We start from the raw sequence: 26656 nt of genomic DNA, 5'->3' as shown, positions 1-26656 counted from the left end.
GATAGGCCTTGTGCGTATTCTGCTGACGGCTGTCATTCTCGCTGCGATGGCCGCCCTCACCGCCTTCTCGGTCACCGCCGTCGGGTTCTTCGATCCGTCGGATGCCGGTGGCATCCTCTGGTGCACTATCGGACTCTGGGCGCTCTACGGTCTCGCGCTCTGGTCGCTCCAGAAGGTGCCGGCGCGCGCCGTCGTCGTGCTCGTCGTCGCCGGATCGGCCGTGCTCGGAGGGAGCGCCCTCGCGGGCCCACCCAACACGAGTACCGACTCGGCCCGCTACGCGTGGGACGGCATCGTGCAGATCGGCGGCACGTCCCCCTACTCCTACACCCCTGCCGACGACGCGTTGGCCGAGTTCCGCACCGACTGGCTGTTCCCTTCCCCGGTGACCGACGCCGACGGGCGCCCGCAGTGCGAGGGCCCGCGCGTGGGGCGCACCCTCAGCGTGCCCTCCTTCGACGTCATCTGCACGACCATCAACCGCCCGCAGGTCAACACGATCTATCCACCGGCTGCAGAGTTGTACTTCGCCGGGGTGCGCCTGACCGTGCCCGCAAGCGTTGAGTACGCCCCCTTCCAGATCGCGGGTGCGCTCCTGCTCATCGGTGTCACCGTCGCCCTGGTGCTCGCGATGCGCCGACGGGGCATCGATCCGCGCTGGGCCGCGCTCTGGGGGTGGAGCCCGTTCGTCGCTACGGAGGCGGTGACGAACTCGCATGTGGATGCCCTGGCCGCGCTTCTGCTCCTGGTCGCCACGCTCCTCCTCTCCCGCGCCGGTCCCGGCCGGGCCTTCCGCGAGGTCAGGCGGAGCGTGCTCGGCGGCATCAGCCTCGGAGCCGCCATCGCCGTGAAGCTCGTCCCGGTCATCGGTGTGCCGGCGATCCTCCGGCGGCATCCGTTCAGCGTGACGATCTCGGCCCTGCTGACGTTCGCGGCACTCTACGTGCCGTACATCCTGTCGACCGGCATCGCGGTCGTCGGCTACCTGCCCGGCTACCTCAGCGAAGAGGGGTACGACGACGGCAGCCGGTTCGCACTGCTGTCGATCGTCGCCCCGGGCCTCGGAGCGCTCGTGCTGGCGGCGATCCTGTTGCTCGTCACGGCGCTGCTGGTGTTCCGCTTCACCGATCCCGATGCCCCCTGGTTCGGCCAGGTGGTGATGATCGGCGTCACCATGCTCGTCGTCACACCGAGCTACTCCTGGTACGCCCTGCTCCTGGTTCCGTTCATCGCTCTGTCGCGCCGCTGGGAGTGGATGCTCGTTCCCCTCGCCCTGACGGTGCAACTACTGGTGCCCACGCTGGCGGTGGCACGGGTGTCGTTCGCGATCGCCATCGCGGGCATCCTCGTCGTACTGGTACTGAGACGGCGCGGGAACGGCCAGCTGAACGGTCGGTCGACAGCCTCGAACCTGAGCGCCACCTGAGAGCGAAAAACCCATACCCATCCGATTGGCGGGGGGTGGCGAACTCATAGCGTCAGGCAATCACCGACACAAACGGGTTTCGACTCCGTCAGTTCTCGCACCGACAGAAGCATGGTTCAACGCCACGATTCTGCCTCTGCCTCAACTCCTTTGGCGTACCCGGAACCCACCCACAGAAAAGGATTTCCATCATGCGCAACTTCAAGAAGGTCTCGATCGCCATCGCCGCATCGGGTCTGCTCGCTTTCTCGCTCGCCGCCTGCTCCACGTCCTCCACGACTTCGTCCTCGCCCTCCGCTTCGGCGTCGGCTTCGACCAACGGAACGCCGATCGCGACGATCCCCACGCTCTCCGGTAAGGACACGGCCGTCACGGTCGACGCCGGCTTCCTCGCCGCGCTGACCAGCCTCGGCCTCACCCCCGGCGTGCTCGGCACCGCGACGCTCTCCACCGCCGGCGTGCTCGACTTCCCGATCACGGGTGGCAACGTCAAGTACTACGACCCGAACGAGTCCTACCGTCCCTACGTCCAGGGCTCCATCGAGCACGAAGGATCGGGCCTCAGCCTGACCGGTGGCGGCATCGAGGTCGACCTGACCAACTTCACGATCGACCCCGGCACCTCGAAGCTCTACGGTGACGTTGCCGCCAACGGTGCAGAGGTCGCCAAGCAGGCCTTCCTCTTCGACCTCGACGGCTCGACCCTGAAGCCCCTCCAGACCTCGGGTGACACCGCGATCCTCGAGGGCACGACCGTGCACGTGTCGGCTGACGCTGCTGCGCTGCTGAACAAGACCTACGGCACCACCGCCGTCAAGGAAGGTCTGCTGGTCGGCGTTGCCAAGATCACGGTCAACACCAAGTAACACCCGCTACACCGCTTAACACAGCATCCGAAAGGCCCCGGCGCACTCCGCCGGGGCCTTTCTCTGTTGTTTGGTGGCGAGTCCTCCCGAAGCAGTTTCTGATGCACTTCTCGTCCACAGGGTCGGTTCGTTGCGTTGCTGTAAACATTCGGCCGAATTGACCGGATGCGAAGTCTGCGTGTGTTAAGACTGGATACACAGCAAACAGCAATCCGAAAGAGGTAAGTCCATGTCCTCCGCATTCCATCGAAAGCGCGTGCTCGCGGTCTCCGCAGCACTCGCCGTCTCGGCCCTCGCCCTCACCGGCTGCTCCGGCTCCAACTCAGGCGGTTCCGCCAGCGGCGGCGCGGCCTCCGGTTCGATCACGATCGGCACGACCGACAAGGTCACGACGATCGACCCCGCCGGCTCCTACGACAACGGCTCGTTCGCGGTCGAGAACCAGATCTACCCCTTCCTGGTGAACTCCCCGCTCGGCAGCCCCGATGTGAAGCCCGACATCGCCGTCTCGGCCGACTTCACCTCCCCCACGGAGTACACCGTGAAGCTGAAGTCCGGGCTGAAGTTCGCCAACGGCAACGACCTGACCTCCTCCGATGTGAAGTTCAGCTTCGACCGCGTCGTGGCCATCGCCGACGAGAACGGTCCGTCGTCACTCCTCGGCAACCTCGACAGCGTCGCAGCCCCCGACCCCACCACCGTGGTCTTCACGCTGAAGAACGCAAACGACCAGACCTTCGCGCAGGTGCTCTCGAGCCCCGCAGGTCCCATCGTCGACGAGCAGGTCTTCTCGGCCACCGCACTCACCCCCGACAACGACATCGTCAAGGGTCACCCGTTCGCCGGGCAGTACGACATCTCGAGCTACGACTTCAACAACACCATCCAGTACAAGGCGAACCCGAACTACCAGGGCCTGCTCGGTGCGGCGAAGACCGGCACGGTCAACGTCAAGTACTACGCCGAGGCCGCGAACCTCAAGCTCGACATCCAGCAGAACAACATCGACGTGGCCTACCGCAGCCTCTCCGCCACCGACATCGCAGACCTGTCGACGAACAGCAAGGTGAAGGTCGTCGACGGCCCCGGCGGCGAGATCCGCTACATCGTCTTCAACTTCAACACGATGCCGTTCGGAGCCACGACACCCGAGGCCGACCCCGCCAAGTCGCTCGCCGTGCGCCAGGCCGTCGCCGACCTGATCGACCGTGACGCCATCGCTTCGCAGGTCTACAAGGACACCTACACGCCGCTCTACTCCTTCGTTCCCGCAGGGCTCACCGGCGCCACCACCGTCATGAAGGACCTCTACGGAGACGGCTCCGGGAAGCCGAGCGCCGACAAGGCGAAGTCGACCCTCGCGGCCGCCGGCGTCACCGGTCCGGTCACTCTGAACCTGCAGTATGTCTCCGAGCACTACGGTCCGTCGTCAGGCGACGAGTACGCCCTGATCAAGGACCAGCTCGAGTCGAGCGGCCTGTTCACCGTGAACCTGCAGACCACCGACTACGTGCAGTACTCGAAGGACCGCACGGCAGACGTCTACCCGGAGTACCAGCTCGGCTGGTTCCCCGACTACTCCGACGCCGACAACTACCTGACGCCGTTCTTCTCGGCTGACAGCTTCCTCGCGAACCACTACGACAACGCCACCGCGCAGGACGAGATCACCAAGCAGCTCAGCGAGACCGACGCCGCGGCCCGCCAGAAGCTGATCGAGGACATCCAGTCCAAGGTCGCGGCCGACCTGCCGACGGTCCCGTACCTGCAGGGCTCGCAGGTCGCCGTCGTCGGCTCGAACGTGAACGGCACGGCCGACACGCTCGACGCCTCGTTCAAGTTCCGCTACGGAGCGCTCTCGAAGAGCTAGGTACACTGCACCACACGGGGGGCGATCCGGAATCGACGGATCGCCCCCCGCTTCTTTCGCACGCACACGACGATTGGCACCCATGACAGCGACCGTTCCAGCTGTTGGCGCACCCGCCCCCAGCCCGGCCTCCAGGCCCACTGCCCGGCGACGCATTCCCGGCGGGGGGCTCGGCCGCTACATCGTCGTGCGGTTCCTGCTGATCATCCCGACCATCTTCATCCTCGTCACCCTCGTGTTCTTCCTCATGCGGGCCACGGGCGACCCGATCACGGCAGCGCTCGGCGGGCGACTCAGCGGCGCACAACTGCAGGAGCGCATCCACGCCGCCGGCTACGACCGGCCGATCCTGGTGCAGTACTTCGAGTACCTCGGCCACATCGTCACCGGTGACTTCGGCACGAGCATCAGCGACAACCGCCCGATCACCACCATCCTCGTCACCTACGGCGTCGCCACCCTCGAGCTCGCGTTCTACGCGCTCATCGTCGCGTTCATCGTCGGCATCCCGCTCGGGATGCTCGCCGCCTACTTCCGCGACAAGGGCCAGGATGCGGCGCTCCGCGTCTTCGCCATCCTCTGTTACGCGACCCCGGTGTTCTTCGCGGGCATCCTGCTGAAACTCGTCTTCTCCGTGTGGCTCAACGTGCTGCCGGTGGCGGGGCGGGCATCCACCTCGTCGGAGCTCGAGATGCAGTTCCTCCCGAACAAGACGGGCATCTACCTGATCGACGCCTTCCAGACCGGCGACCCGGCCGTCATCGGCGATGTGCTCACGCACGCCATCCTGCCGGCGATCGCCCTGGGCCTCCTGACAGCCGGCGTCTTCCTGCGGCTCGTGCGCACGAACGTGATCGGCACGCTCTCGACGGACTACGTCGACGCCGCACGCTCCCGCGGCGTCAGCGAATACCGTCTCGTACGCAAGCACGCCTACAAGCCCGCCCTGATCCCCATCATCACCGTCATCGGCCTGCAGATCGCCCTGCTGCTCGGTGGGGCCGTTCTGACCGAGTCGACCTTCGAGTGGAAGGGCCTCGGCTTCCAGCTGGCCCAGTACCTCGCGGCGCGCGACTTCGTGGCCGTGCAGGGCATCGTCGCCCTGCTGGCCGTGATCGTCGCCGTCACGAACTTCATCGTGGACATCATCGCCGCGCTCATCGACCCGCGAGTGAGGTACTGACCGTGACCCGCACCCTCCCCGTCCAGCGCCCGCTCCGCGCCAAGCGTTCGCTGTTCTCCCGCCTGCCCGTCGTGCACCAGCTCCGCCAGAGTGTGGGCCTCCAGCGCGGCATGCTCGTCGCCGGGCTCATCATCACCGGCGTCTTCATCATCTGCGCGGTGTTCGCGCAGTTCATCGCTCCGTACGGTTTCGCCCAGTTGCGCGACGCCGACGGCCAGTTCGGCGCCCAGCTCCCACCGAGCCCCGGGCATATCTGGGGAACGACCGTCGGCGGGTACGACGTGTTCTCGCGGGTCATCTGGGGCGCCCAGACGGCTCTCGAGGTCATGGTCGTCGCGATCGTGCTGTCGATCTTCCTCGGCGTCTTCCTCGGGCTCGTCTCCGGATACTTCGGAGGCTGGCTCGACCGCATCCTCGTGGTGCTGGCCGACGCCATCTACGCCTTCCCCTCGCTGCTGCTCGCCATCGTGATGTCGATCGTCATTTCCGGTGGCCAGTCGAACCTGTACGGCGGCATCCTCGCGGCTGCGATCTCGATCACCGTGGTCTACATCCCGCAGTACTTCCGTGTCATCCGGTCGGAGACCGTCCGCATCAAGGGCGAAGCGTTCGTCGAGTCGGCGAAGGTCATCGGGGCCTCGAATGCCCGCATCATGGTGCGGCACGTGCTGCGGAACTCCACGCGGACCCTCCCCCTGATCTTCACCCTGAACGCCTCGGAGGCGGTGCTGACGCTCGCCGGCCTCGGATTCCTCGGCTTCGGCATCGAACCGACGGCAGCCGCCGAGTGGGGTTTCGACCTGAACAAGTCGCTCTCCGACGTGACGAGCGGCATCTGGTGGACCGCGGTCTTCCCCGGTCTTGCCATCGTGCTCTCGGTTCTCGGCGTCACCCTCGTCGGTGAGAGCCTCAACGACCTGGCCGACCCGCGCCTCCGGGGCCGCCGGGCTGTCGCAGCAGCGGCAGGAGACGTCGCAGCGACATCCGTGGTTCCGGGTGGCACGCTCGACGCGGGCCCCGGAGGTCTCGCCGGGCTCGAGGGCGGCGGCGACTTCGACGACAGCGGAATCACCGTCCACACCGACAGGAACCCGTCATGACCGAACTGCCCCCCGCCGCTCGTCCCTCCGCCACCCACGCTCAGGGCGACGCGGCCCGCACCATCGTCTCGATCGAGAACCTCGAGGTCTCGTTCGCCACCGACGCGGGAGCGATCAAGGCCGTCGACCGGGTGAGCCTCTCCGTGGCCGCGGGCGAAGTGCTGGCCATCGTCGGCGAGAGCGGCTCGGGCAAGACCGTCACCGCCAAGTCCATCCTCGGGCTGCTGCCGGAGACGGCCACCGCACGCGGAGCGATCCTGCTCTCCAGCCGGGCCACCGCCGACGGTTCCGGCACCGGCGCGCACGTCAACAACGTTGTGCGCCTGTCGAAGAAGAAGCTCCGCGACGTCCGCGGTTCCGATGTGTCGATGGTCTTCCAGGAGCCGTCGACCGCGCTGAACCCGGTCTACACCGTCGGCTGGCAGATCGCGGAAGGGCTTCGGGCGCACGGCACGTACACTCGTGCCGAGGCGAAGGCCAAGGCGATCGACATCCTCGGCCGGGTCGGTATCCCCGACCCCGAGACGCGGGTGAACTACTACCCGCACCAGTTCTCGGGCGGGCAGAAACAGCGCGTCGTCATCGCTCAGGCCCTGGTGCTCGATCCCGGGCTGATCGTGGCCGACGAACCGACGACCGCCCTCGACGTCACGGTGCAGGCCGAGATCCTCGACCTGCTCCGTCGCTGCCGCGACGAGTTCGGCACCGCGATCGTGCTGATCACCCACAACATGGGTGTCGTCGCCGATCTCGCCGACCGGGTCGCCGTGATGTACCAGGGCCGAGTCGTCGAGGAGGCTGACGCCGTCACCCTGTTCTCCGACCCGCAGAACGACTACACGAAGAAGCTGCTGGCCTCCGTCCCGCACATCGGCCAGGGTGCCCTGCAGACCGCCGAACGAGCATCCGGTCGTGCGGAGAATTGGCAGCAGAACGCTCCGGTCGTCGTCGCGTCGGGCCTCCGCATCGAGTACCCGGGGCGCTTCGGGCGGGGCGGTTTCGTCGCGGTCGACGGCGTCGACTTCGAGATCCGCGCGGGCGAGGTGCTCGGCCTGGTCGGCGAGAGCGGATCTGGCAAGACCACGATCGGCCGGGCCATCGGCGGTCTCACCCGGGTCACGGGCGGTTCGCTGACGGTGCTCGACCACGAGATGAACGGCATTCGCGAGAGGGTCTTCAAGAAGGTGCGGAGCGACATCGGGTTCGTGTTCCAGGATCCCGCCTCGAGCTTCAACCCCCTGCTCACCATCGCCGACTGCGTGGCGGAACCGCTGGTCATCCATGGCCGGGCAGAGAACCCGCGCGAGGCCAGGCCACGGGTCGACGAGCTCCTCGAAGCCGTGCAACTGCCGAAGAGCTACGGCGACCGCTACCCCCACGAACTCTCGGGTGGGCAGCGGCAGCGCGCCAGCCTCGCCCGGGCGATCGCGCTCGAACCGAAGCTGCTGATCGCCGACGAGCCGACCTCGGCGCTCGACGTCTCGGTGCAGGCCAGGGTGCTGGAACTGTTCGCGGAGCTCCAGCGGGAGTTCGGCTTCGCCGCACTCTTCATCAGTCACGACCTCGCCGTCGTCGATCTGCTGGCCGACCGCATCGCCGTGCTCTACAAGGGCAAGCTCGTCGAGGAGGGAACGGGTTCCGAGGTGCTCGGGGCACCGAAGCATCCCTACACCCAGCGGCTGCTGGCCTCCCTGCCGGTACCGGATCCGATCGAGCAGGCGAAACGCCGGGAGGCCCTGCGGGAGCTCCGTGCCGAGGAGGCGCGCACGGCGGGTAGCGCGTGAGGGGTGCAAAGCGTGACCCTCTGCGGCCCGTATCGGATCGGGCGCGCCCCGTAAACTGTCCCTCGTGAGCCAACTCGTGACCCTCAGCGCTGCCGGAACCGACTTCACGGCGTACGTCGCGACGCCGAAGGGTGCCCCGGAGGAGTACCGGGGCGCCATCATCGTCATCCACGAGGTGTGGGGACTGGTAGACGAGATCCGGAACGTCGCGGACCGGTACGCGGCGGAAGGCTACCTCGCCATCGCTCCGGACCTGATGGGCGAACTGGGGGTCTCCGCCGACGAAGCCGACGACCTGCAGGTGCGTCTGGTCAGCACCGATCACGACGAGCTCGCAGCGGCCCAGGTGCGCCTCCGTGAGCTGATGGCGCCGATCACCGCGCCGGCGTTCGCGACCCGCGCCATCCACCGACTGATCGCGACCATCGACCACCTGCATCGCCAGACGGCCGTGGCCGGCCGCATCGCCGTCACGGGCTTCAGCTTCGGCGGCAGCTACGCCTTCAGCCTCGCCGTCGCCGACCCTCGGGTGCGGGCATCCCTTCCGTTCTACGCGTACGCGAACCTCCCCGGGGAACTGCTCGCCGAGATCGCCTGCCCGATCCTCTACTTCGTCGGGGAGGACGACCCCGCCCTCTTCGCGGCGCTGCCCGCGTTGACGGAGCAGATGAAAGCGGCTCACGTCGATTTCACCGCGATCGCCTACCGGAACGCCGGCCACGCCTTCTTCAACGAGAGCAACACCCACGCGTACCGCAAGGATGCGGCAAAGGACGCATGGAAGAAGAGTCTCGCTTTTCTCGCCGAGAACCTCCACACGGCCCGCTGACGAGCGATGAGCTGTAACGATGGGGCTGAGACAGTGGGGCTGAGACAGTGGGGCTGAGACGGTGGCAGAACGGATGAGCGCACTCGACCTCGTGCGGCGACTGTTCGGCTGGTCGCTCAAACCGCCGGCCCAGAGCGTGCAGCCGCCGGAGGATGTGGCCGTCGACACGTCGATCCTCACCATGCTCCGCACCCTCGGGATCGCCATGCTGGCCTCCAGCCAGGCGACCAACGATGTGGAGTCGACGCTCTACGAGATCGCGGAGACCTACCATCTGACGGGCATCCGCATCGCCGTGCTGCCGACGCTGGTGGTGCTGCAACTCGACAGCATCCCGTCTGTCGCCGTCGACACCGGCACCATCAGCACAGCCCGCATCGCGGCCGGCCTCGTCGACGACGTGCGCGGAGCGAACGGCCGGGGAGCCGTGCGCGGCGCGATCGTGCACGGCTCGGCCTCCTCCGGGATGGCCGGGGCCGGTGCGGCGGGCGAGCCGGTGCGTGCCGGGCGCACCGACCTCGACACGGTGTCGTCCCTCTCCGTTCGGCTCGACCAGGCCGGCGCGATCGACGAACTCGTCAACGAAGCGCGGCTCGGGCTGCTGAATCCCGACGATGCGGCGACGAGGTTCGCGGTCATCCGTTCGTCCCGCGCGCGGTTCCCCGCCTGGATGGTCGTCATCGGCCACACCGTGCTCTGCCTCGGATTCGGACTCACCCTGAACCCGACGCTCTCGGCCGTTCCCGCCTACCTGCTGCTCGGCGCAATCGTCGGGTTGATGCTGCTGCTCGGCCGCAGACTGCCGACTCTCGCCAGCGCCATGCCGGTGTTCGCGGCCTTCATCGTGACGATCGTGACCGTCCTGTTCCTCGCGGGGCCGGCCGGCGGCGATCCGTTGCGGCTGATCACGCCCGCGCTGGTGAGCTTCCTGCCCGGGCTCACGCTGACGGTGGCGTCGATCGAGCTGACCAGCAACCAGATCATCGCCGGAGCCAGCCGCATCGTCTACGGGGTCGCACAACTGCTGCTGCTGACGTTCGGCGTGATCGCCGGTTTCACCGTGACGGCCAGCGCGGGGATGATTGGCGTCGGCGTGCAACTCGGCTGGTGGACGTCGGTTCTCGGCGTCACCCTCGTCGCCGCGGGCTACGTACTGTTCCTGTCGGCACCGAAACGGTCGTTCCTCTGGATCCTGCTGGCCCTCTTCGTGGCGTACGGTGCCCAGTCGCTCGGCGCCCTCGCCATCGGACCGCAGCTCGGCGGCTTCGTCGGCGCGCTCGTGATCGTGCCGGTCAGCCGACTCTTTGCGCGGTTCCGCACCGCTCCGCCAGCGACCGTCATGACTCTGGCGTCATTCTGGTTGCTGGTTCCGGGGGCGCTCGGGTTCATCGGCCTCAGCGAGACGGCCACCCAGAGCGCCGGCAGCGCGACCACCGTCGTGAACACGGCGCTGTCACTCTTCTCGATCGCGCTCGGCATCCTCGTCGGCACGGGGCTCACCCGCGACTTCGACCGGGCCAGGCGGGCCCGGAGGGCTGCCCGTCAGGGATCCTGAGCGCAGGGGCTGTTTCTCTGAGGCAGGCGCTGACTCTCTGTCACCGGAGCGGCAGGAGGAACCCGTCATCGACAAGGCTTCGGATGCGCGGCAGCACATCGGCGACCAGCAGGGCTTCATCGACCTCGAGCAGGTGCGCGATCGCCCCGCAGAGCTGCCCGAGCGTGAGATCACCGTCGCACGCACCGACCAGCGCGGCGAGGGTGGTGTCGAGCGGGACCGAGCGAGCGAATCCGCTGCCCTGGCGGAGGGTCATCACGGTCGGGTTCTCCTGCCCGGGCCAGTAGTGCCGTTCCTCGGTGACGTCGGGCGCGTACGTCACCACCGACGTGAGCAGGCTCGCATCCGAGAGTGAGGCCTGCCAGTCGTGACCCTCGAGCGCGGTCTGGAAGTACTCCCCGAGCCCCGCCGGGTTGTCGCCGCGCCCGCCGTGCAGGGTCTCGTAGCGCGCAAGGGGTTCCGCGCCGGTCTGCCCGGTGTGCGGCGCGCGGAGCAGCACGTAACCGAAACCGACGCGCGTGACACCCCGTGCGTCGAAGTCATCAAGCCAAGCGGCATACAGTTCGTCGAACTGTGGCGTTCCGGGCCGGGTGCCGCCGTCACGGATCCACGTCTCGGCATACAGCGCGGCATCCTGCAACTCACGTTCGATGACCCAGGCGTCGAGCCCCGTCGGCGCAACCCAGCTGCGCACATGGTCGAGACCCGAGACGGTCGGCCCTGCACCGGAGTGGTACTCCCAGTTGCCGAGGAGCTGCGCGACACCGCCGGGCGTGAGGTGGTCACCGGCCTCCTGGATGACCGTCTGCACGAGCGCGTCACCGACGAGCCCGCCGTCCCGGTACTCGTACAGCGGCACGCCGTCCCGCCGCGGAGTGATGACGAACGGCGGGTTGGAGACGATCTGGTCGAAACGTTCATCCAGAACCGGCTCGAAGAGACTGCCCAGCCGGAACTCGATGTTGTCGACAGCGTTCAGTTCGGCATTCAGCTCCGCCAGCCACAGGGCACGTTCGGAGATGTCGGTGGCAACCACCCGGCGCGCGTGCCGCGACGCGTGCAGGGCCTGGATGCCGCACCCGGTGCCGAGGTCGAGCGCCGATTCGATGGGCTTGCTGATCATGAGGCCGCTGAGGGTGGTGGATGCTCCCCCGATGCCGAGCACGTGGTCTTCGCCCAGCGGGTGGCCGAGGGCCAGTTCGCCGAGATCGGAGAGGATCCACCAGCTGCCGGCGCCGAAGGTGTCGACGAAACTGTAGGGGCGCAGGTCGAGCCTGGCCCGCAGAAGGTCGCCGGACTCCGTCGGCCCGACGAGTCCGAGCGTTTCGGCCCCCTGGCTTCCCAGTTGCGGCAGGGCACGGTCTACCTCGGCACGTTCGAGGGGCTCGTTGAGCACGAACAGGGCGGCCAGAGCTTCGGCGCGGGTGAGCGGTTCGCCGTCTTCACGTCGTTTCCGGAGCGCGCGGAGGGCTGGCAGCCGGTGCCCGCGGAACAGGGCCGCTGCAGCCTCCTCGCCCCACAGCCGGCTGACCGTTTCGACGCTGAACGACGAGGTGATGAGATCGCGGCGGAGGTCGGCGGTGAGAGTGGAGCCCATGCCCCCATTCAAGCGCACCGGCCGCCGCGCGGTTGACGCGCAGGGCTGCGCGGGGCTGTGCGGGGCTGCGCTCGAGCGCCGCGCTGTGCTGCCGCGCTGTGCCTGCAGCGCTGTGCCTGCAGCGTCGTGCCTGCCGCGCCCTGCGGGCTTGCCCCCCCCCCCCCCCCCCCCCCCCGGGTTGTGTGGTTCTGGATGCGCGTGGCTGGATCGGTGGTGCGGCCGGCAGGCGGCGCACGATCCGTGGATGGTTGGCTGGGGTGGCTGGGATCAGGGCCTTCGTGTACCGACGTCGTTCTACCCGGTGTCGCTTTGGCGGTGTTCGAGCCACCATTCGGTCGGTGGCCGGCCGCTCGATCGAAGGTCGTCGGATCGAGGGAGGCCGGGTCGAGGGTCGCCGGGCCGAGGGTGGCCGTTTCGGGGCTCGCCGGTTTGAGGATGGCCGTTTCGGAGCTCGCCGGGGCGAGGGTCGCCAGGCTGAGGCTGGCCGGGTCGGGGGTCGCCGGTTTGAGGGTGGCCGGGTCGGGGGTCGCTGTGGGGAGGGTCGCTTGCTGGAGGGTTGCTTGGTTGTCGGGTGGGTGGTGGGGTCGGGGGTGGGCGGTGCCGGGCAGGGTTGTGCGGACCGGGTGGGTGGTGGCCGGTTCTCTGTCTGGCCCGGTTTTGTTGGCACGGGCGGGGGGTTTGGGTCCAGTCGAGCCATTCGGGTGGGATCAGGTGCGGGGTGCCGTTTCGGATGGTGAGTTTCCAGTGCGTTTTGTGCACGTTCGAATGGTGGAAGTGGCAGAGCAGCGCCCCGTTGTCGATGTCGGTCAGGCCGCCGGGGTGGGTGTCGGAGAGCCACCCGTCGACATGGTGCGACTCGCACCACGACGGGGGTGCGTCGCAGCCCGGCCACACACACCCGCCATCCCGCGCCGCCAACGCACGGTTCTGGGCGGGGGTGAACAGGCGGCGCGTCTTCCCGTGCTGGAGCACCTGCCCGTGTTCCCCGAACAGGGTCGTGATCACATCCCCGTGACACAACAGCGCCTCGACCGTCGAGTACGGCACGGGGGCGGTGAGGCCGTCGATCCAGCCGATCCCGCGGCCGGTGACGACGTCGTCGAGGGTGGCGTGCAGGTTCACGGTTGGTGCGGCACCGTTCAGGCGCGGCATCTCCGGCCGTCCCGCGGCGACTTGCAACAGGTTCACGAGCGCATCAGCGCGTTTCTGACCCACCGTGCGGGTATCCGCAGTCAGACCGTCGACCGGCGCGCCAGGGTCAGTTGCCGCGTCGCCCGCACCGCTCGTGTGGTCTGTGGCTGAAGTGGAGGCGGCGGCAGCGGGGTCAGAGGAGGAGGCGGTGACCCCGGCATCGTTAGCTGCAACGTTGGGTGCCGTGTGGTCAGCCGATTCGGCCGGATCGGGGGCGAACGCGACGATACGCGGGGACGTGCACGGCTCCAACGCGGACGCGACGATCGCCGCCATCGACGGCGACAACAGACCCCGGATCGACGTCATCCCCGAACGGTGCGCCTTCAACTCCAGGTACCGCTTCTCGTGCAAGTCAGCCTCGCGAGGTTCTGCGCCGTCGGGGTCGAGGTGCTCACGGCACCTAATCGCCAGATCATCCACCTGATTCGCGGAATACCCGAAACTACCCGACGTCTGCTGCGCCAACGCCACGAGACTACCCTCCGCCTCCGAGACCTCCTCCGTGAACCCGATCTTCGCCGCGGCCTCCGAGAGACGCCGCGTAATTGCGGTTGCCGCATCCACCCCGAGATCGCCACGGGCAAGAGCCTCCGCAACCTGCGGGAACCTCGGCAGGTTCGGCAACCCCACCAATGACATGCTCGTGTGCACCTGGGAGGCGAGCTTCATCCTGGCCTTGATCGTCTCGTCACGAGCACCGGTGATCGCCGCCAGGAACTTCGGAACCGACCGGACATTGTGCGACCGGGCAAGACCCTCCGCCCCGAACTCCGCAGCAGACCTCGCCGCCACCTCCCCAGCCACCCGCACCCGCAGGCCATCGATGATCCGGCCCAACGACTCCACCTGCACAGTCGCCGCCACCAAGGCGTCGTCGGCAAGCCCGCAGGGCGCGGCAGCCCCACCGGCACCGGCCAACACGGCGTCAAAGCCGTGCCGGGCATCCAGAACCCACGACACCACCGACGCAAAGTCGGGTGCGGGAGCAGCTGGCTGGTTCATATCTACAGTCAAACACCAACCACTGACATTGCCTCAACAATGCCTACGAGCGACCCAAGTATCGGGATTACAGCGATTCGAGCTCTTCGAAGTCGTACCCGCCGGAGCCCTGCGGCTGGGCGTACACCACATTCCGCGTGACTGTGAGTGCCATCGTACGAGCGTCCAGTCGCGCGACGGCATTGCGCTCGGGATCGTCCGGAGACGCAGTCTCCCCACGTGCGGTCGACGGATCGGGCCGACTCAAGATCTCGCTCGACGGGCCGACGACGAGTTGTACGAGCTCGAGTTCATCCAACGCTGAGTAGGTCGGGATCTCGATGGAAGCCGATGTGTGATTGGCCCCGAGGGCAGCGACATAACGCAGCAGTGCGTCTGCGACTCCATCAGAGGTGACGAAGGACTCCCCGGCGTAAGAGATCTTCTTCATGGTTCAAGACTCCGCGCTGGAGCGTGCAGGCACAACCTGTTGCAGACCGTGGGCCAAGCGGTTATAAGAAGTTCCGGTGTCGGAGGCCGCGCGTAGAGTGTGCCCATGATTCATTCGATCGTTCCCCCGTACCTGCTCGAGAAGATCGCCCAGACCGACGACGATCGCATGGTGCGGGCCGCCGCATCGGCCCGTCGCGCGCTGCTGGCGCGGGATTCGGTTCTGGATGCACGAACCGCCGCCAGCGCAGATTCCGCCAGCGGGGCGGGCTCCGACACCCCCCGCGGCCAGGGCGTGCGCGGCTCGTCGGCGACGCTCGACGAGCGTCGACAGGGTTCTTCGGCGGCAGGCGCTGGCGGTCAGGAAGCCGCGGCGCCGTCGCCGTCGCGCACAATCTTCGACGCTCACAATACGGAACAGCTCCCGGGCAACCAGGTTCGCGCGGAAGGGTCGGCTCCCTCGTCCGACCTGACCGTCAACGAGGCCTACGACGGTCTGGGCGCGACCTTCGCCCTCTACGAGGAGGCCTTCGGGCGCGACTCGATCGATGGCCGCGGCCTTCCGCTGCTCGCGACCGTGCACTACGGCAACGACTACGACAACGCCTACTGGGACGGGCAGCGGATGGTCTTCGGGGACGGCGACGGCGAGATCTTCGGCCGGTTCACCGCTTCGGTCTCGGTGATCGGGCACGAGTTGTCGCACGGCGTCACCCAGTTCACGGCCGGGCTGGAGTACCAGGGCCAGTCCGGGGCGCTGAACGAATCCTTCTCCGACGTGATGGGCGCACTGGTGGAGCAGCACCAGAAGAAGCAGACCGCGGGCGAGGCGACCTGGCTCATCGGGGAAGGACTGTTCACGGCGGCTGTCAAGGGCCGGGCTCTCCGTTCGATGGTGAGCCCCGGATCCGCGTACGACGACGACATGCTCGGCAAGGATCCTCAACCCGCCGACATGGCGCACTACGTGGAGACGACAGACGACAACGGGGGTGTGCACCTGAACTCGGGCATCCCGAACAGAGCGTTCGCTCTCGCAGCGATCGAGATCGGCGGCTTCGCCTGGGAGACGGCAGGCCAGGTCTGGTACGACACCATCACCGGTCGGCTGGCGGTGGATGCTGACTTCGCCGCATTCGCCCTCGCCACGGTGGCTGCATCGACAACACGGTTCGGTTCCGACTCGTCCGAGACGAAAGCCATTCGCGCCGGTTGGGTGAAAGTGGGAGTCTTGGAGGATGGAGCAGCCGGCTGACACGTCCGGCCCGCGGGGCCAGTCCCCGCAGGTCGCGGTCACCGTTGTGCGCACCGGAGGTTTCGCCGGACTGAAGCGAACCTGGGAGGCGACCGCCGACGATCCGTCGACTGTCGACGTCTGGCTGGGCTATGTCGATGCGCTTCCCTGGGGGAAGCCCCCGCAGCAGGATCCGCACAGCGCCGACCGGTTCGTCTACCGGATCGTGATCGCCGTGCGCTCCGAAGTGCGGCACGATCAGACCCTGCCCGAGAGCGCCCTCACGGGTGGGTGGCGCGATCTCGTCGAGAGGGTGCAGCATGAGGCCGGTGGCGATCAGGATGCCGCACCGACGTCACCCGGAGGCTGAGCGGCGGCGCGCGGCGGCGCGGCGCTGGCGCGCGGTGCGGGGGTGCGCGGTGCAGGTTGCGGGCGCGCGGTGCGCGCGACTCTGCGGTGCGCTCCGGCACCGGCAACGGCACCGTTTGTCGCGTCACGGCGCGGTGAAACCGGCGGGCGGCGCACCCCCTCCGAAGTCCTGCGGGCCTCCGCCCGTCTGGGTCGTCGATCCACCGAGGCCGGAGAGACCGGTCGTCGTCGTCGAGGTGTCGGCGCTCGTCACGTCGGTGTCGAGATCCGCCAGAATCACCTCGTCGCCGTCGGTCAGACCGGAGAGGACCTGGGTGCGCTCGGTTCCCATCGTGCCGACCGTGATGACTGTGCTGACGGATGAACCGTTGCGCAGCACATCCGCGGTGTAGGTGCTCCCCGAGCGGTGCACGGCAGACGTCGGAACCGTGAGCACGGAGTCACCGCTCGAGACCTGAATCTCGATCTGCGCGGATGCCCCGTTCAGCACGGGAACAGACCCGTCGAACGAGAGAGTGACCGCGTAGGACGGTGTCGACGACGTCGACACGTTCAGCACGCCGATCCGGCTGACGGTTCCCGTGAGAGTCTTGCCGGTGCTGGCCAGAGTGGCGACAGCGACCTGGCCGACCGCGACTTTGGCGATGTTCGCCAGCGAGACCGTCGAGTCGACGACGTAGCCGTCGGTGCCGATCACGGTGACGACGGAGGTGGTCGAATCTGCGTCCACGGCAGTTCCCGAGGCGAGCGAGACGGCCGCGACCGTTCCACTGATCGACGAGGTGAGGGTCGCGAAGGTGAGGTTCTTCTGCGCGGCAGTGAGCGCCGCGTTCTGCACGTCGAGCGCCGCCCGGTCGGCGACGATGTCCGCCGCGGAGGCCACACTGGTGGTGGATCCCGTTCCGGTTCCGCTCGCACTCGCAGCGGTGCCGGCCGCGGCTGTGGAGGTGTCTGGCGTCGCGGTGGCGGTCGCCGCGGCTGTGGCTGAATCCGTCGACGCGCCGGAGGCGATTGCGCCGGAGCCTGTATCGGAGGTTCCTGAGCCGCTGCCGGAGGTGCCGGAGCCTGTGCCGGAGGTGCCGGAGCCCGCTGTGCCGCCGGCGCTGCCCGAGGTCGAACCCGCTGCCGTGATCGCGGACTGAAGCGCTGCGACGGCCGAGTCCAGGGCGTCGACCAGAGCCAGGACGTCGGACTGGGCCGTCTGGCTCGTCGCCTGCTGTGCCTGCACAGTCGAAATGGCGGCCTGGCATGCGGCGAGAAGGTCCTGCGCGTTCTGCAGCGCGTCGGGATTGGTGTCGCTGCCAGAGCTGCCAGAGCTGCCGGAATCAGCGGTACCGGATGACGCTCCACCGCCCGCCGCGCCGGCGGTGGTGTCGAGTGCTGAAGTTGACGCCGTGGGAGCGGGGGTCGGCGTAGCCGTCGGTGTCGCGGTTGCGGTCGGCGTGGGCGTCGCAGTCGGCGTCGCCGTTGGGGTCGGGGTGGGCGTCGCAGTCGGTGTGGGCGTAGCCGTTGGCGTCGCAGTCGGTGAGGGCGTTGCCGTCGGGGTGGGGGTCGGGGTGGGCGTCGAGCCGTCGAGCGTGGCCTCGAGGAACGGCTTGCAGGTCGCCGTCGACGCATCGATGGTGGTCTGCGTGGTCGTGAGGGCGGTCTGCGCCTCGGCGTACTCGGCGAGAAGCTTCTGTTGGGCATCCTTCACCGCAGCGGCAGCCGCGACGACGGTGGGATCCGTGGATATGGAAGTGTTCGTCGAGGTGGGCCCGGTGGATGCGGCGCCCGTCGAACCCGTTGACGTGCCGGCGGCAGCACCGGCCCCCGTGGCTGCCGCGGCACTGCCCGTCGCAGTGCTCCCCGCCACAGTGCTTCCGGCTGCAGTGCTCCCCGTCGCGGCACTTCCATTCGACGCGCTTCCGGTTCCCGACCCCATGGACGCGGTCGAAGTGCTCGCGGCCGACGTGCTCGCGGTCGACGAGTCGGCCGTCTGAGAGGCGAGGTCGTCGTCGAGGGTCTGCTCCGCCTTGGACACGGCCGTCTGCGCGTTGTCGATCGCCGTCTGGAGGTCGGTCGTGTCGATCGTGGCGAGCTGCTGCCCTGCCGTGACAGTGTCACCGACGGCGACGGACACCGCGTTCACGGTCCCCGCGACGGAGAACGCTTCATCTCGGCGGGTGGCCGAGGCGACAGTGCCGGAAACGGCCAGCGTCTCACTCACCGACGCCAGCGATGCCGCGACGGTGCGGTAGTTCGTGCCGGCGGGCTGGGCGAGAGCGTAGACGACGCCCCCGCCCGAGGCGCAGAGCACCGCGGTGACGGCGACTCCGGCGATGATGCGGTTGCGACGACGTTTCGCCGCGCGCTGTCGGGGCGTCACGGGAGGCGGCGCTGCGCCGGCGCCCGCCTCGTCTTCGCCGAAGTCGAACGGCGACCCCTGGCTCATGAACCGCTCGCCGTGGTCGAACCGGACGTCGTCGAACCGGACGTCGTCGAACCGGACGTCGTCGAAGCCGCGTTCCCGCCACCCATACCGCCGCCACGGCCGACACGCGAGGTGCACGCACCATCGACTGCCGCCGAGACGGTGAGCGAGGTCGCGTCGAATCCGCCGGACGTGTTGGAGGTGCCCTCAGCCGCAACGCAGCTGCCGACAGCCAGCGCCGTGCTGTCCGCGGCGACGGTCTTCGTGTAGGTGGTCGCAGCGTCGACGGTGACCGTGACGGGGGTTGCTGCCGCACCGGCCGGATCGGTCGCGGCCCCGGTGGCCGTGCCGCCCATGGCCGCAGACGGCAGAGTGGACGTCACCGTGAGGGTCGAACCCGACACCGCTGTCACCTGGCCGATAGTGAACCCGCCGCCGAAGCCGCCGGTCCCCGTGCCCCCGGTGCCGGTTCCGTCGCTCGGCGCGCCTGTCGGCATGGTTCCGGATGCTCCGCCGCCGCCCGACGCACCGCCGGGTGCTCCGGTGGGAGCAACACCCCCCGGCGCAGCACCGCCGGTGCCGCCCGAGCCACCTCCGAATCCGCCCGCACCACCGCCGAAGCCTGCCGTGCACGTTCCGTCGACCGCCTCGCTGATCGCGATCGTTCCGGCCGTGATCGGTGCTGAGGTATCGGTCGCGGCCGACGTCGAGGTGCCCGTCGAAGTGCCCGTCGAGGCGCCCGACGCTGCCGTGGCGCTCGTCACGCTCACACAGCTGCCCACCGCGATGTCGGTGAGGGCCGCCGCGACAGTCGACGTGACGGTCGTGCTCGCGGTGTAACTGACGGCGGTCTGCGTCGAAGTGTCCTGCACCTGCAGAGTCGAACCCGATGCAGCCGCGATCAGCCCGGAGACACCGCCGCCGCCGAACGAGCCCGAGCCTCCGGCGGCACCGCCCTGGCCGGAGCCTTCCGCCGAGGAAGCGGCAGACGTGTCGGAGGAGGCGGTGCTCGACGAGCACGCGCTCAGGGCGAGCAGGCCGCCGAGGGCGAGAATGGCGCCCACGGGCATCCGGTACGTGCGAAGTGTGGTGATGTTCATGACGGACTTTCTGTAGAGCGTGAGGAGAGCAGAGGGTGAACGTGGGGAGCTGAGACGAGGGCCGCTGCGCTATTCGCTCCGCAGGGCGTCGATGGGCGCGAGCCGGGCCGCCCGCGTCGCCGGGTAGACCCCGAAGACGAGACCGATGGCGACGGCGACTCCGATGGAGAGCACCACGGCCGGCACCGAGACGACGATCGAACTGCCGAGTGCCGCCGGCAGGGTCAGGGCGGCGATGATGCCGAGCACCGCTCCGAGCAGACCTCCGGAGAGCCCGAGGATGGCGGCCTCGATGAGGAACTGCCGCCGGATAGCCCAGGGGGGTGCTCCAAGGGCCTTCCGGAGCCCGATCTCGCGGGTGCGCTCGGAGACGGAGACGAGCATGATGTTCATCACCCCGATGCCGCCGACCAGGAGCGAGAGCGCCGCCACCCCGGTGAGCAGGACGGTGAGCGTCTGGTAGATCGCCGTAGCGGTGCCGACCAGCGCATCCTGGCTCGCGATGGTGAAGTCGGCGTCGGCGACATCCGAGATGGAATGCAGGTTCGCCAGCAGGGTCTGGGTCTCTTGGTAGGCACCCGAGAGCTGCCCGGCGGAGGCCGCCTGCACATAGATCGTCGACACGCTGTTGCTGGCGGTTCCCCCGATCAGCCTGGTCGCAGCCGTCGAGAACGGGACGATCGCGATGTCGTCGAGGTTGTCCGATGAGCTCGACCCGGCCGAGGCCAGCACACCGACCACCGTGAAGGTCCGGTCGGAGATCGTGACGGTGCGGTTCACCACGTTCTGCGTGCCGAAGAGTTCGTCGGCCGTCTCCGAGCCGAGCACGATCACCGACCACGAAGCCGTGTTCTCCTCGTCGGTGATGAACGCCCCGTACGCGATGGTGCGGGAACGCACGTCCAGCCACGACGGGGTCGTTCCGGTGACCGTGGTCGTCCAGTTCGTGTCACCGTTCACCAGCGAGAGCGAGGTCGACTTCTCGGCGGCGACACCGGAGATGTCGGGCGAGTTCACCGTCGAGGCCAGGTCCGTGGCATCCGAGATCGTGAGCGTCGAGCTGGTGCCGAACCCGCCACGCACCCCGGTGGTGTCGGTGGTGCTGCCCGGCGTGACGATGAGCAGGTTGCTGCCGAGCGAACTGATCTGCGAACTCACGTCTTTCTGGGTGCCGAGGCCGAGGCCCACGGTCAGGATGACCGCGGCGATGCCGATCAGGATGCCGAGCACCGTGAGCAGCGAGCGAAGCGCATGCGAGTGCACCGCAGACCAGCTGGTGCGGAACGTCTCCATCCAGCTCATGCGGCGTTCACCTCGTCTTTCACGATCTGGCCGTCGCGCACCCAGACGATGCGGCGAGCGCGTTCGGCCACCTCGATCTCGTGCGTGATGAGAACGATCGTGCGGCCGAGGTCGTGCAGCTCGTCGAACAGGCCGAGCACATCGCGTGTGGAGACCGAGTCGAGGTTGCCCGTCGGTTCGTCGGCCAGGATCATGGTCGGTTCGCCGACCAGTGCCCGTGCCACGGCGACACGCTGCTGCTGCCCTCCCGAGAGCTCACCCGGCCGGTTCGCGAATCTGTCGCCGAGGCCGACTCGCTCGAGGGCCCGCTGGGCGCGCTCCTTGCGCTCCTCCCGGGGCACCCTGCCGTAGATCATCGGAAGTTCGACGTTCTTCCACGCTGGCAGCGACGGAAGCAGATTGAACTGCTGGAAGACGAAGCCGATGCGCTGGTTGCGCACCTCAGCGAGGTCGATCTCGTCGAGATCGTCGACGTCGTCGCCGCCCAGCCGGTAGCTGCCGCTGGTGAGCGTGTCGAGGCACCCGAGGATGTTCATGATGGTCGACTTGCCCGAACCCGAGGGCCCCATGATCGCGACATACTCCCCTTCGAAGATCTCGAGGTCGATCCCCCGCAGCGCCTCGAACTCGATCGTTCCCGATCGGTACACCTTGCGGGCCGACGCGAGGGCGATGACCGGCCGGGCACTCCCCGCAGCAGGCACGCCGACACGGCTCTGGATGACCGGCTCAACCATTGGTCGCACCGTTCCTCGTCGTGCTGCGCGTCGTGCCGGTGGTGGTGCCGCCGGTGCCCGTGCCGCCGCCCGGGAACGTTCCCGTGCCGCCACCGAAACCTGCGCCGCCGCCCGGGAACTCGCCGGTCTGGCCACCCGTACCCGTTCCGCCGGTGCCGCCGCCCGTGCCCGTGCCGCCCGGTGTGAAGACCGTGATCACGACGCTGTCGCCTTCGGCGAGCCCGCTGGTGATCTCGGTGAGCGTGCCCACCGTCTCGCCCACGACGACCGTCGTCTGCACATCGGCGCCCTCAGCATCGAGGGTCGTCACCGTGCTGGTGCCGTTCGCCGTTGTGACGGCCTCACTCGGCACGGTCAGCACATTCGTGCGGCGTTCGTACACGATGGCCGCGGTGACAGAGACACCGTCGTAGAGGCCGGTGGGCGAGCCCGTGACCGAGACGACCACCGGATAGGTGACCGCGCCCGAGGTCGTCGACGGCAGAAGCCCGACCGAGGCGACCGTGCCGAAGAAGGCCGTTCCGTCGGTGAGCGAGAGCTCGACCTGGTCGTCTTTCGCCACGTTGGCGATGTCGGACTCCGAGACCGCCACGCTCACCTGCCACGAGTCGGTGCTCACGATCGTGAAGCCCGAGGAGCTGGTGGTCGAGGTGGTTCCGGATGTCGTTCCCGATGTTCCGGTCCCGCCGGTGGTGCCAGTGGTGCCGCTGGTGCCGGCCGCACTCGTGCCGGAGCCCGAGGAAGACGACGACGACGCGGACGACCCCGCAGAGACCTTGTCGCCCACTGCCGCCCCGACGCTCGTCACGAGACCGGCGACGGGCGCTGTGAGCGTTGCGTCGCTGACGTCGGTCTCGGCATCCGTGACGGCGGAAGCAGCCAGGTCGACAGAGGACTGGTCGGCGGCGATCTGCGCCGCATCGGCGTCGCTGCCGTCACTGGCCGACGTGGCATCGGCGAGCTTGGCCTGGGCGGTGGCCAGCGTGGCCTTCGCCTGCAGCAGTGCCGCGTCGACGGTCATCGTGTCGACGGTCGCGAGCACCTGCCCGGCAGTGACCGTCTGTCCGGCGGCGACATTCACTGCCGTGACAGTGCCCGACACCGTGAAGGCGGCCGACTCCTGCACGGTCGGTGCGAGGGTGCCGGTGGTCGAGACGCTCTTCTCCAGCGTCTCGAGGCTCGCCTGCACCGTGCGGGTGACCGGGGCCTGGGCCGCCTGCGAGGAGGAAGCCGGCATGGCGAAGCCGAACCAATAGACCGACCCGGCAGCGACCACCAGGATCAGGGCTCCCGTGATGATGAGGGTGCGCCGTCGCATCTGCGAGACGTAATTCTTCAGCTTCATACTCTCCGTAGCCACCTTGACCGTGCGCGGGCTGCGCCACACAGCGAGAGTAGGAACCCGGGCTATCGCGATCATTGGACGAAGCTATCGATTTGCCCTCAGGCAGAGTCCGGGCATCCGGAGATTGTGGAGAAGTCCCTCGAAACTGGGCCTGGGGACGAGAAGACGGGAACGAATCCGGCCCCCGGGACGTTGTACCGAACATGTCGACTCCGCTCTCCATCCTTGACCTCGCCCCGATCGCTCCCGGGGAGACCGTGCGCGACAGCATCGCGAACAGCGTGGCCCTCGCGCAGACCGCCGAGCGGGCCGGATACCGCCGCGTCTGGTACGCCGAGCACCACAACATGCCCACCATCGCGTCGAGTGCCACGAGCATCCTGATCGGCCACGTCGCGGCCCAGACCTCGACCATCCGGCTGGGTTCGGGCGGCATCATGCTGCCGAACCATGCCCCTCTCACGATCGCCGAACAGTTCGGCACGCTCGCCAGCCTCTACCCGGACCGCATCGACCTGGGTCTCGGCCGCGCCCCCGGCAGCGACCAGGAGACGATGCGTGCGATGCGGCGCGACAACGCTTCGTCCGATCGGTTCCCGGAAGACGTGCTCGAGTTGCAGGCGTTCCTCGCCGGCGAGTCCCGCATCCCGGGCGTGCAGGCCGTTCCCGGCGCCGGCACCAACGTGCCCCTCTACATCCTCGGGTCGTCCCTGTTCGGCGCGCAGCTCGCCGCCCTGTTCGGCCTGCCCTACGCGTTCGCCTCGCACTTCTCCCCCGACGCCCTGCACGAAGCCGTGGCGATCTACCGCCGCGACTTCAAGCCTTCCGCGCAGCTCGACGAGCCGTACGTGCTCGCCGGCGTCAACGTGATCGCCGCGGACGATGAGACGGATGCCCGCCAGCAGCTCGCGATCACGAGGCGTGCCCGCGTGCGCGGCATGCTCTCCCGCGGCCCCGCAGGAACCGAGTACTCCGACGAGCAGGTCGACGCGTTCCTCACCACGCCCAGCGGACGCGGCATCGCGAACATGATGCGCTACTCGGTCGCCAGTACTCCTGATGAGGTGCGGAGCTACCTCGACGACTTCGCCGCATCTGCTCACGCTGACGAGCTGATCGTGGCGCACCAGTCCCAGAACATCGCCGACCGCCTGCACTCCGTCGAACTGACGGCCGGCGCAATGCAGCTCGCCTCGGTCTGATCCACTCGCCCTCGAAGTGATGAATTTTCATTGATCACGAGCATGTTGCCATTGTCATCATTATGATGACAGAATGGAGATAGCGAACAGCGCCCGCAAACACGGCATCGACGACGACATGACTGAGACGACAGTACGAACAGCTGGCGAAGCATGGCTCGACCAGCTCGATCCTGCGAGCACTCCGTTGAAAGACGGCCGGCACCTCCGAACCATCGGGAACGCACTCTCTGCGCTGGACGACGCGGAAGCCGCCGTCCGGCTGGCTGTCACCCAGGCGCGAGCCGCCGGCGACTCCTGGGAAGCGATCGGACTGGTTCTCGGAACATCACGGCAGGCCGCCCACCGGAAGTATGGGCGGGCCTGAGCTGCTGACAACGAGGCAGGCGCCGCGGTGTAGCGTGGGCGCGTGACCGACGACGCGCATCCGGCGACCGCACCACGCGTCGCGGCCACGCTGCTCCTTGTCCGCGACGATCCGTACGAAGTGCTGATGGTGCGCCGGAGCGAGCGCGCTTCGTTCGCCTCCGCCCTCGTCTTCCCGGGCGGGGTGGTGGAGCCGGGCGACAGCAGCGACGGGTGGGCGCCGTTCCTCGACGCGGCCGCCCGACGTCTCGAGCCGGAGGAGCGGGCGCGCCGGATCGCGGCAATCCGTGAGACGTGGGAGGAGACCGGCCTCCTGCTGGCTCGCACGGCGACGGGCGAGTTCGTCTCCCCCGGGACCGCACTCCGGGGCGCACCCGTTCTCGAGGCGCTCGAGGCGACCGCAGGCCGGCTCGCACTGGCCGACGTGCATCCGTTCGGCCACTGGGTCACCCCGGCCCATAACCCGAAACGCTGGGACACCCACTTCTACGTCGCCCGGGCACCCACCGACCAGACCGCGCACGCAGATGGTTCCGAGACGGTGGCGACGCGGTGGGTGGATCCCGCCCACGCCCAGGCCACCGCGGTCACCGCCCGGGAGCACATCATCTTCCCGACGCTGATGAACCTCGCGCGCCTCGCGGAGACGACAACGGTTCTGGATGCTCTGGACGAAGCCGATCGCCGGCCGCACTTCGAGGTGAACCCCGAACACCGCACCACGCCTGAGGGTGTGCACCTGATCACGATCCCGGTCGAGGCGGGCTACGCGCTCACCGAATACGCGGTCGACAACGACTGACGGGATCGCCGGGCGGCCCCGCTCTGGACGGTCTCGGCGGCGGGGCGCAGAATGGGGCCATGCCCGAGCTACCCGAAGTCCACGCACTCGTCGCTGACCTGGGTGCGAAACTCACGGGCCGTACGGTCGCCCGGTTCGACGTGCTGTCCTTCGCCGCGCTGAAGACGTTCGCGCCGCCGGTCTCCGCGCTCGAGGGCGAGATGGTGCACGGCGTGGCACGGCACGGAAAGTTCCTCGACCTCGGGATTGGTGAGGTGCACCTCGTGATGCACCTTGCGCGGGCGGGTTGGATCCGCTGGCGCGAGGGGCCACCGCCGCCCGCGAGCGGCAGGCCCGGGAAGAGCGCCCTGGCCGCCCGACTCGTGATGGAGCCCGATTCCTCGGGCCTCGACATCACTGAGGCGGGAACGAAGAAGAGCCTCGCGATCTACCTGGTGAACGACGTGAACGAGGTGCCCGGCATTGCGCGCCTCGGGCCAGATCCGCTCGACCCCGCCTTCACCGAAGACGTCTTCGCGGGCATCCTGGGCACGGCAGGGCGAGCCCAGATCAAGGGAGTGCTCCGCAACCAGTCGAACATCGCGGGTATCGGGAATGCGTATTCCGACGAGATCCTGCACACGGCACGGATGTCGCCGTTCAAGCCTGCGGCGATGGGCCCCGACGAGGTTGGCGAGCTCTACCGGGCGCTCCAGGTGACGCTCCGCGGCGCGCTGGAGCGGGCCGACGGGCTCGCCGCCTCGGAGTTGAAGAAGGAGAAGAAGCTCGGCATGCAGGTGCACGGCCGCACCGGCGAAGCGTGCCCGGTCTGCGGCGACACGGTGCGCCAGGTGATCTTCGCCGACTCGACCCTGCAGTACTGCCCGACCTGCCAGACGGGAGGCAAGGTCCTGGCCGACCGGGTGCTCTCCCGGCTGCTGAGGTAGCGGGTGCGGCGCCGCGCCGCCTCGA

At 68.4% G+C, this 26656-nt stretch carries 22 protein-coding genes; 14 read left to right on the top strand and 8 right to left on the bottom strand.

Features of this window, described 5'->3' with window-relative positions:
- Positions 1 to 10: 10 nt before the first annotated feature.
- The 8 genes from FB464_RS02410 to FB464_RS02375 all read left to right on the top strand — a co-directional run bounded on the left by FB464_RS02410 (position 11) and on the right by FB464_RS02375 (position 10613).
- On the top strand, positions 11 to 1426 hold the full coding sequence (locus FB464_RS02410) for a glycosyltransferase 87 family protein (RefSeq protein WP_170151932.1): 1416 nt from the start codon (positions 11 to 13) through the stop codon (positions 1424 to 1426).
- Between the two features lie 191 nt (positions 1427 to 1617).
- Positions 1618 to 2292 (top strand): hypothetical protein, encoded by a 675-nt coding sequence (locus FB464_RS02405; RefSeq protein ID WP_116415276.1) that lies wholly within the window; start codon positions 1618 to 1620, stop codon positions 2290 to 2292.
- Positions 2293 to 2521: 229 nt separating this feature from the next.
- Complete coding sequence (locus FB464_RS02400; RefSeq protein ID WP_116415277.1) at positions 2522 to 4162, top strand: ABC transporter substrate-binding protein; 1641 nt, start codon at positions 2522 to 2524, stop codon at positions 4160 to 4162.
- Between the two features lie 82 nt (positions 4163 to 4244).
- Positions 4245 to 5345 (top strand): ABC transporter permease, encoded by a 1101-nt coding sequence (locus tag FB464_RS02395; RefSeq protein WP_116415278.1) that lies wholly within the window; start codon positions 4245 to 4247, stop codon positions 5343 to 5345.
- Between the two features lie 110 nt (positions 5346 to 5455).
- The gene (locus FB464_RS02390; protein ID WP_116416649.1) at positions 5456 to 6445 is read left to right on the top strand and encodes an ABC transporter permease; all 990 of its coding nucleotides are present in this window, start codon (positions 5456 to 5458) and stop codon (positions 6443 to 6445) included.
- Entirely contained in the window at positions 6442 to 8229 is a 1788-nt protein-coding gene (locus tag FB464_RS02385) for a dipeptide ABC transporter ATP-binding protein (RefSeq protein ID WP_116415279.1), read from the top strand. Before FB464_RS02390 ends, FB464_RS02385 begins: the two co-directional genes overlap by 4 nt.
- 64 nt (positions 8230 to 8293) lie before the next feature.
- Positions 8294 to 9058, top strand: a complete 765-nt coding sequence (locus FB464_RS02380) for a dienelactone hydrolase family protein (protein ID WP_170151933.1) — start codon at positions 8294 to 8296, stop codon at positions 9056 to 9058.
- A 73-nt stretch (positions 9059 to 9131) separates the two neighbouring features.
- Positions 9132 to 10613, top strand: coding sequence for a threonine/serine exporter family protein (locus tag FB464_RS02375; RefSeq protein WP_116415281.1), 1482 nt, complete (start codon positions 9132 to 9134; stop codon positions 10611 to 10613).
- A gap of 40 nt (positions 10614 to 10653) precedes the next feature.
- Here the strand turns inward: FB464_RS02375 and FB464_RS02370 are convergent, their stop codons facing one another.
- From FB464_RS02370 to FB464_RS02360, 3 genes are all read right to left on the bottom strand, one after another.
- Positions 10654 to 12210: a DUF7059 domain-containing protein gene (locus FB464_RS02370; protein WP_116415282.1), complete on the bottom strand. Its 1557-nt coding sequence runs from the start codon at positions 12208 to 12210 to the stop codon at positions 10654 to 10656.
- Between the two features lie 294 nt (positions 12211 to 12504).
- Entirely contained in the window at positions 12505 to 14406 is a 1902-nt protein-coding gene (locus FB464_RS20395) for a DUF222 domain-containing protein (RefSeq protein WP_116415283.1), read from the bottom strand.
- Positions 14407 to 14473: 67 nt separating this feature from the next.
- Entirely contained in the window at positions 14474 to 14836 is a 363-nt protein-coding gene (locus FB464_RS02360) for a hypothetical protein (RefSeq protein ID WP_116415284.1), read from the bottom strand.
- Between the two features lie 105 nt (positions 14837 to 14941).
- On the opposite strand from FB464_RS02360, the gene FB464_RS02355 reads away from it, so the two are divergent.
- Together FB464_RS02355 and FB464_RS02350 are read left to right on the top strand one after the other, a co-directional pair.
- Complete coding sequence (locus tag FB464_RS02355) at positions 14942 to 16090, top strand: M4 family metallopeptidase (RefSeq protein WP_116415285.1); 1149 nt, start codon at positions 14942 to 14944, stop codon at positions 16088 to 16090.
- Positions 16074 to 16439, top strand: coding sequence for a protealysin inhibitor emfourin (locus tag FB464_RS02350; protein WP_116415286.1), 366 nt, complete (start codon positions 16074 to 16076; stop codon positions 16437 to 16439). The genes FB464_RS02355 and FB464_RS02350 overlap by 17 nt, the downstream gene beginning before the upstream one ends.
- Positions 16440 to 16562: 123 nt before the next feature.
- On the opposite strand, the gene FB464_RS02345 is transcribed toward FB464_RS02350, so the two are convergent.
- The 5 genes from FB464_RS02345 to FB464_RS02325 all read right to left on the bottom strand — a co-directional run bounded on the left by FB464_RS02345 (position 16563) and on the right by FB464_RS02325 (position 23335).
- Entirely contained in the window at positions 16563 to 18872 is a 2310-nt protein-coding gene (locus tag FB464_RS02345; RefSeq protein WP_142206592.1) for an efflux RND transporter periplasmic adaptor subunit, read from the bottom strand.
- Positions 18869 to 19951 carry a DUF5666 domain-containing protein gene (locus tag FB464_RS02340; protein ID WP_142206591.1) on the bottom strand — a complete coding sequence of 361 codons (1083 nt, stop codon included), beginning with the start codon at positions 19949 to 19951 and terminating at the stop codon, positions 18869 to 18871. Before FB464_RS02340 ends, FB464_RS02345 begins: the two co-directional genes overlap by 4 nt.
- A 69-nt stretch (positions 19952 to 20020) precedes the next feature.
- The gene (locus FB464_RS02335; RefSeq protein ID WP_116415288.1) at positions 20021 to 21253 is read right to left on the bottom strand and encodes an ABC transporter permease; all 1233 of its coding nucleotides are present in this window, start codon (positions 21251 to 21253) and stop codon (positions 20021 to 20023) included.
- Positions 21250 to 21990 carry an ABC transporter ATP-binding protein gene (locus tag FB464_RS02330; RefSeq protein ID WP_116415289.1) on the bottom strand — a complete coding sequence of 247 codons (741 nt, stop codon included), beginning with the start codon at positions 21988 to 21990 and terminating at the stop codon, positions 21250 to 21252. The genes FB464_RS02335 and FB464_RS02330 overlap by 4 nt, the downstream gene beginning before the upstream one ends.
- Positions 21983 to 23335 carry a permuted SH3 domain-containing protein gene (locus tag FB464_RS02325; RefSeq protein WP_170151934.1) on the bottom strand — a complete coding sequence of 451 codons (1353 nt, stop codon included), beginning with the start codon at positions 23333 to 23335 and terminating at the stop codon, positions 21983 to 21985. The genes FB464_RS02330 and FB464_RS02325 overlap by 8 nt, the downstream gene beginning before the upstream one ends.
- Before the next feature lie 203 nt (positions 23336 to 23538).
- Here FB464_RS02325 and FB464_RS02320 point away from each other — a divergent pair, with 203 nt between their 5' ends.
- The 4 genes from FB464_RS02320 to FB464_RS02305 all read left to right on the top strand — a co-directional run bounded on the left by FB464_RS02320 (position 23539) and on the right by FB464_RS02305 (position 26631).
- Positions 23539 to 24537 (top strand): LLM class flavin-dependent oxidoreductase, encoded by a 999-nt coding sequence (locus FB464_RS02320; RefSeq protein WP_116415291.1) that lies wholly within the window; start codon positions 23539 to 23541, stop codon positions 24535 to 24537.
- A 73-nt stretch (positions 24538 to 24610) separates the two neighbouring features.
- A complete protein-coding gene (locus FB464_RS02315) occupies positions 24611 to 24904 on the top strand; it encodes a hypothetical protein (RefSeq protein WP_211327377.1) in 294 nt (97 codons plus the stop codon).
- 42 nt (positions 24905 to 24946) lie between these two features.
- Positions 24947 to 25705 (top strand): NUDIX hydrolase, encoded by a 759-nt coding sequence (locus FB464_RS02310; RefSeq protein ID WP_116415292.1) that lies wholly within the window; start codon positions 24947 to 24949, stop codon positions 25703 to 25705.
- A 59-nt stretch (positions 25706 to 25764) separates the two neighbouring features.
- Positions 25765 to 26631 carry a DNA-formamidopyrimidine glycosylase family protein gene (locus FB464_RS02305; protein WP_116415293.1) on the top strand — a complete coding sequence of 289 codons (867 nt, stop codon included), beginning with the start codon at positions 25765 to 25767 and terminating at the stop codon, positions 26629 to 26631.
- Positions 26632 to 26656: the final 25 nt, after the last annotated feature.

It is taken from the genome of Subtercola boreus (assembly GCF_006716115.1).
Classification (GTDB): Bacteria; Actinomycetota; Actinomycetes; order Actinomycetales; family Microbacteriaceae; genus Subtercola; species Subtercola boreus.
Note: the sequence above shows the minus strand (reverse complement) of the source record. Positions and strands in the feature narration are given on the sequence as shown.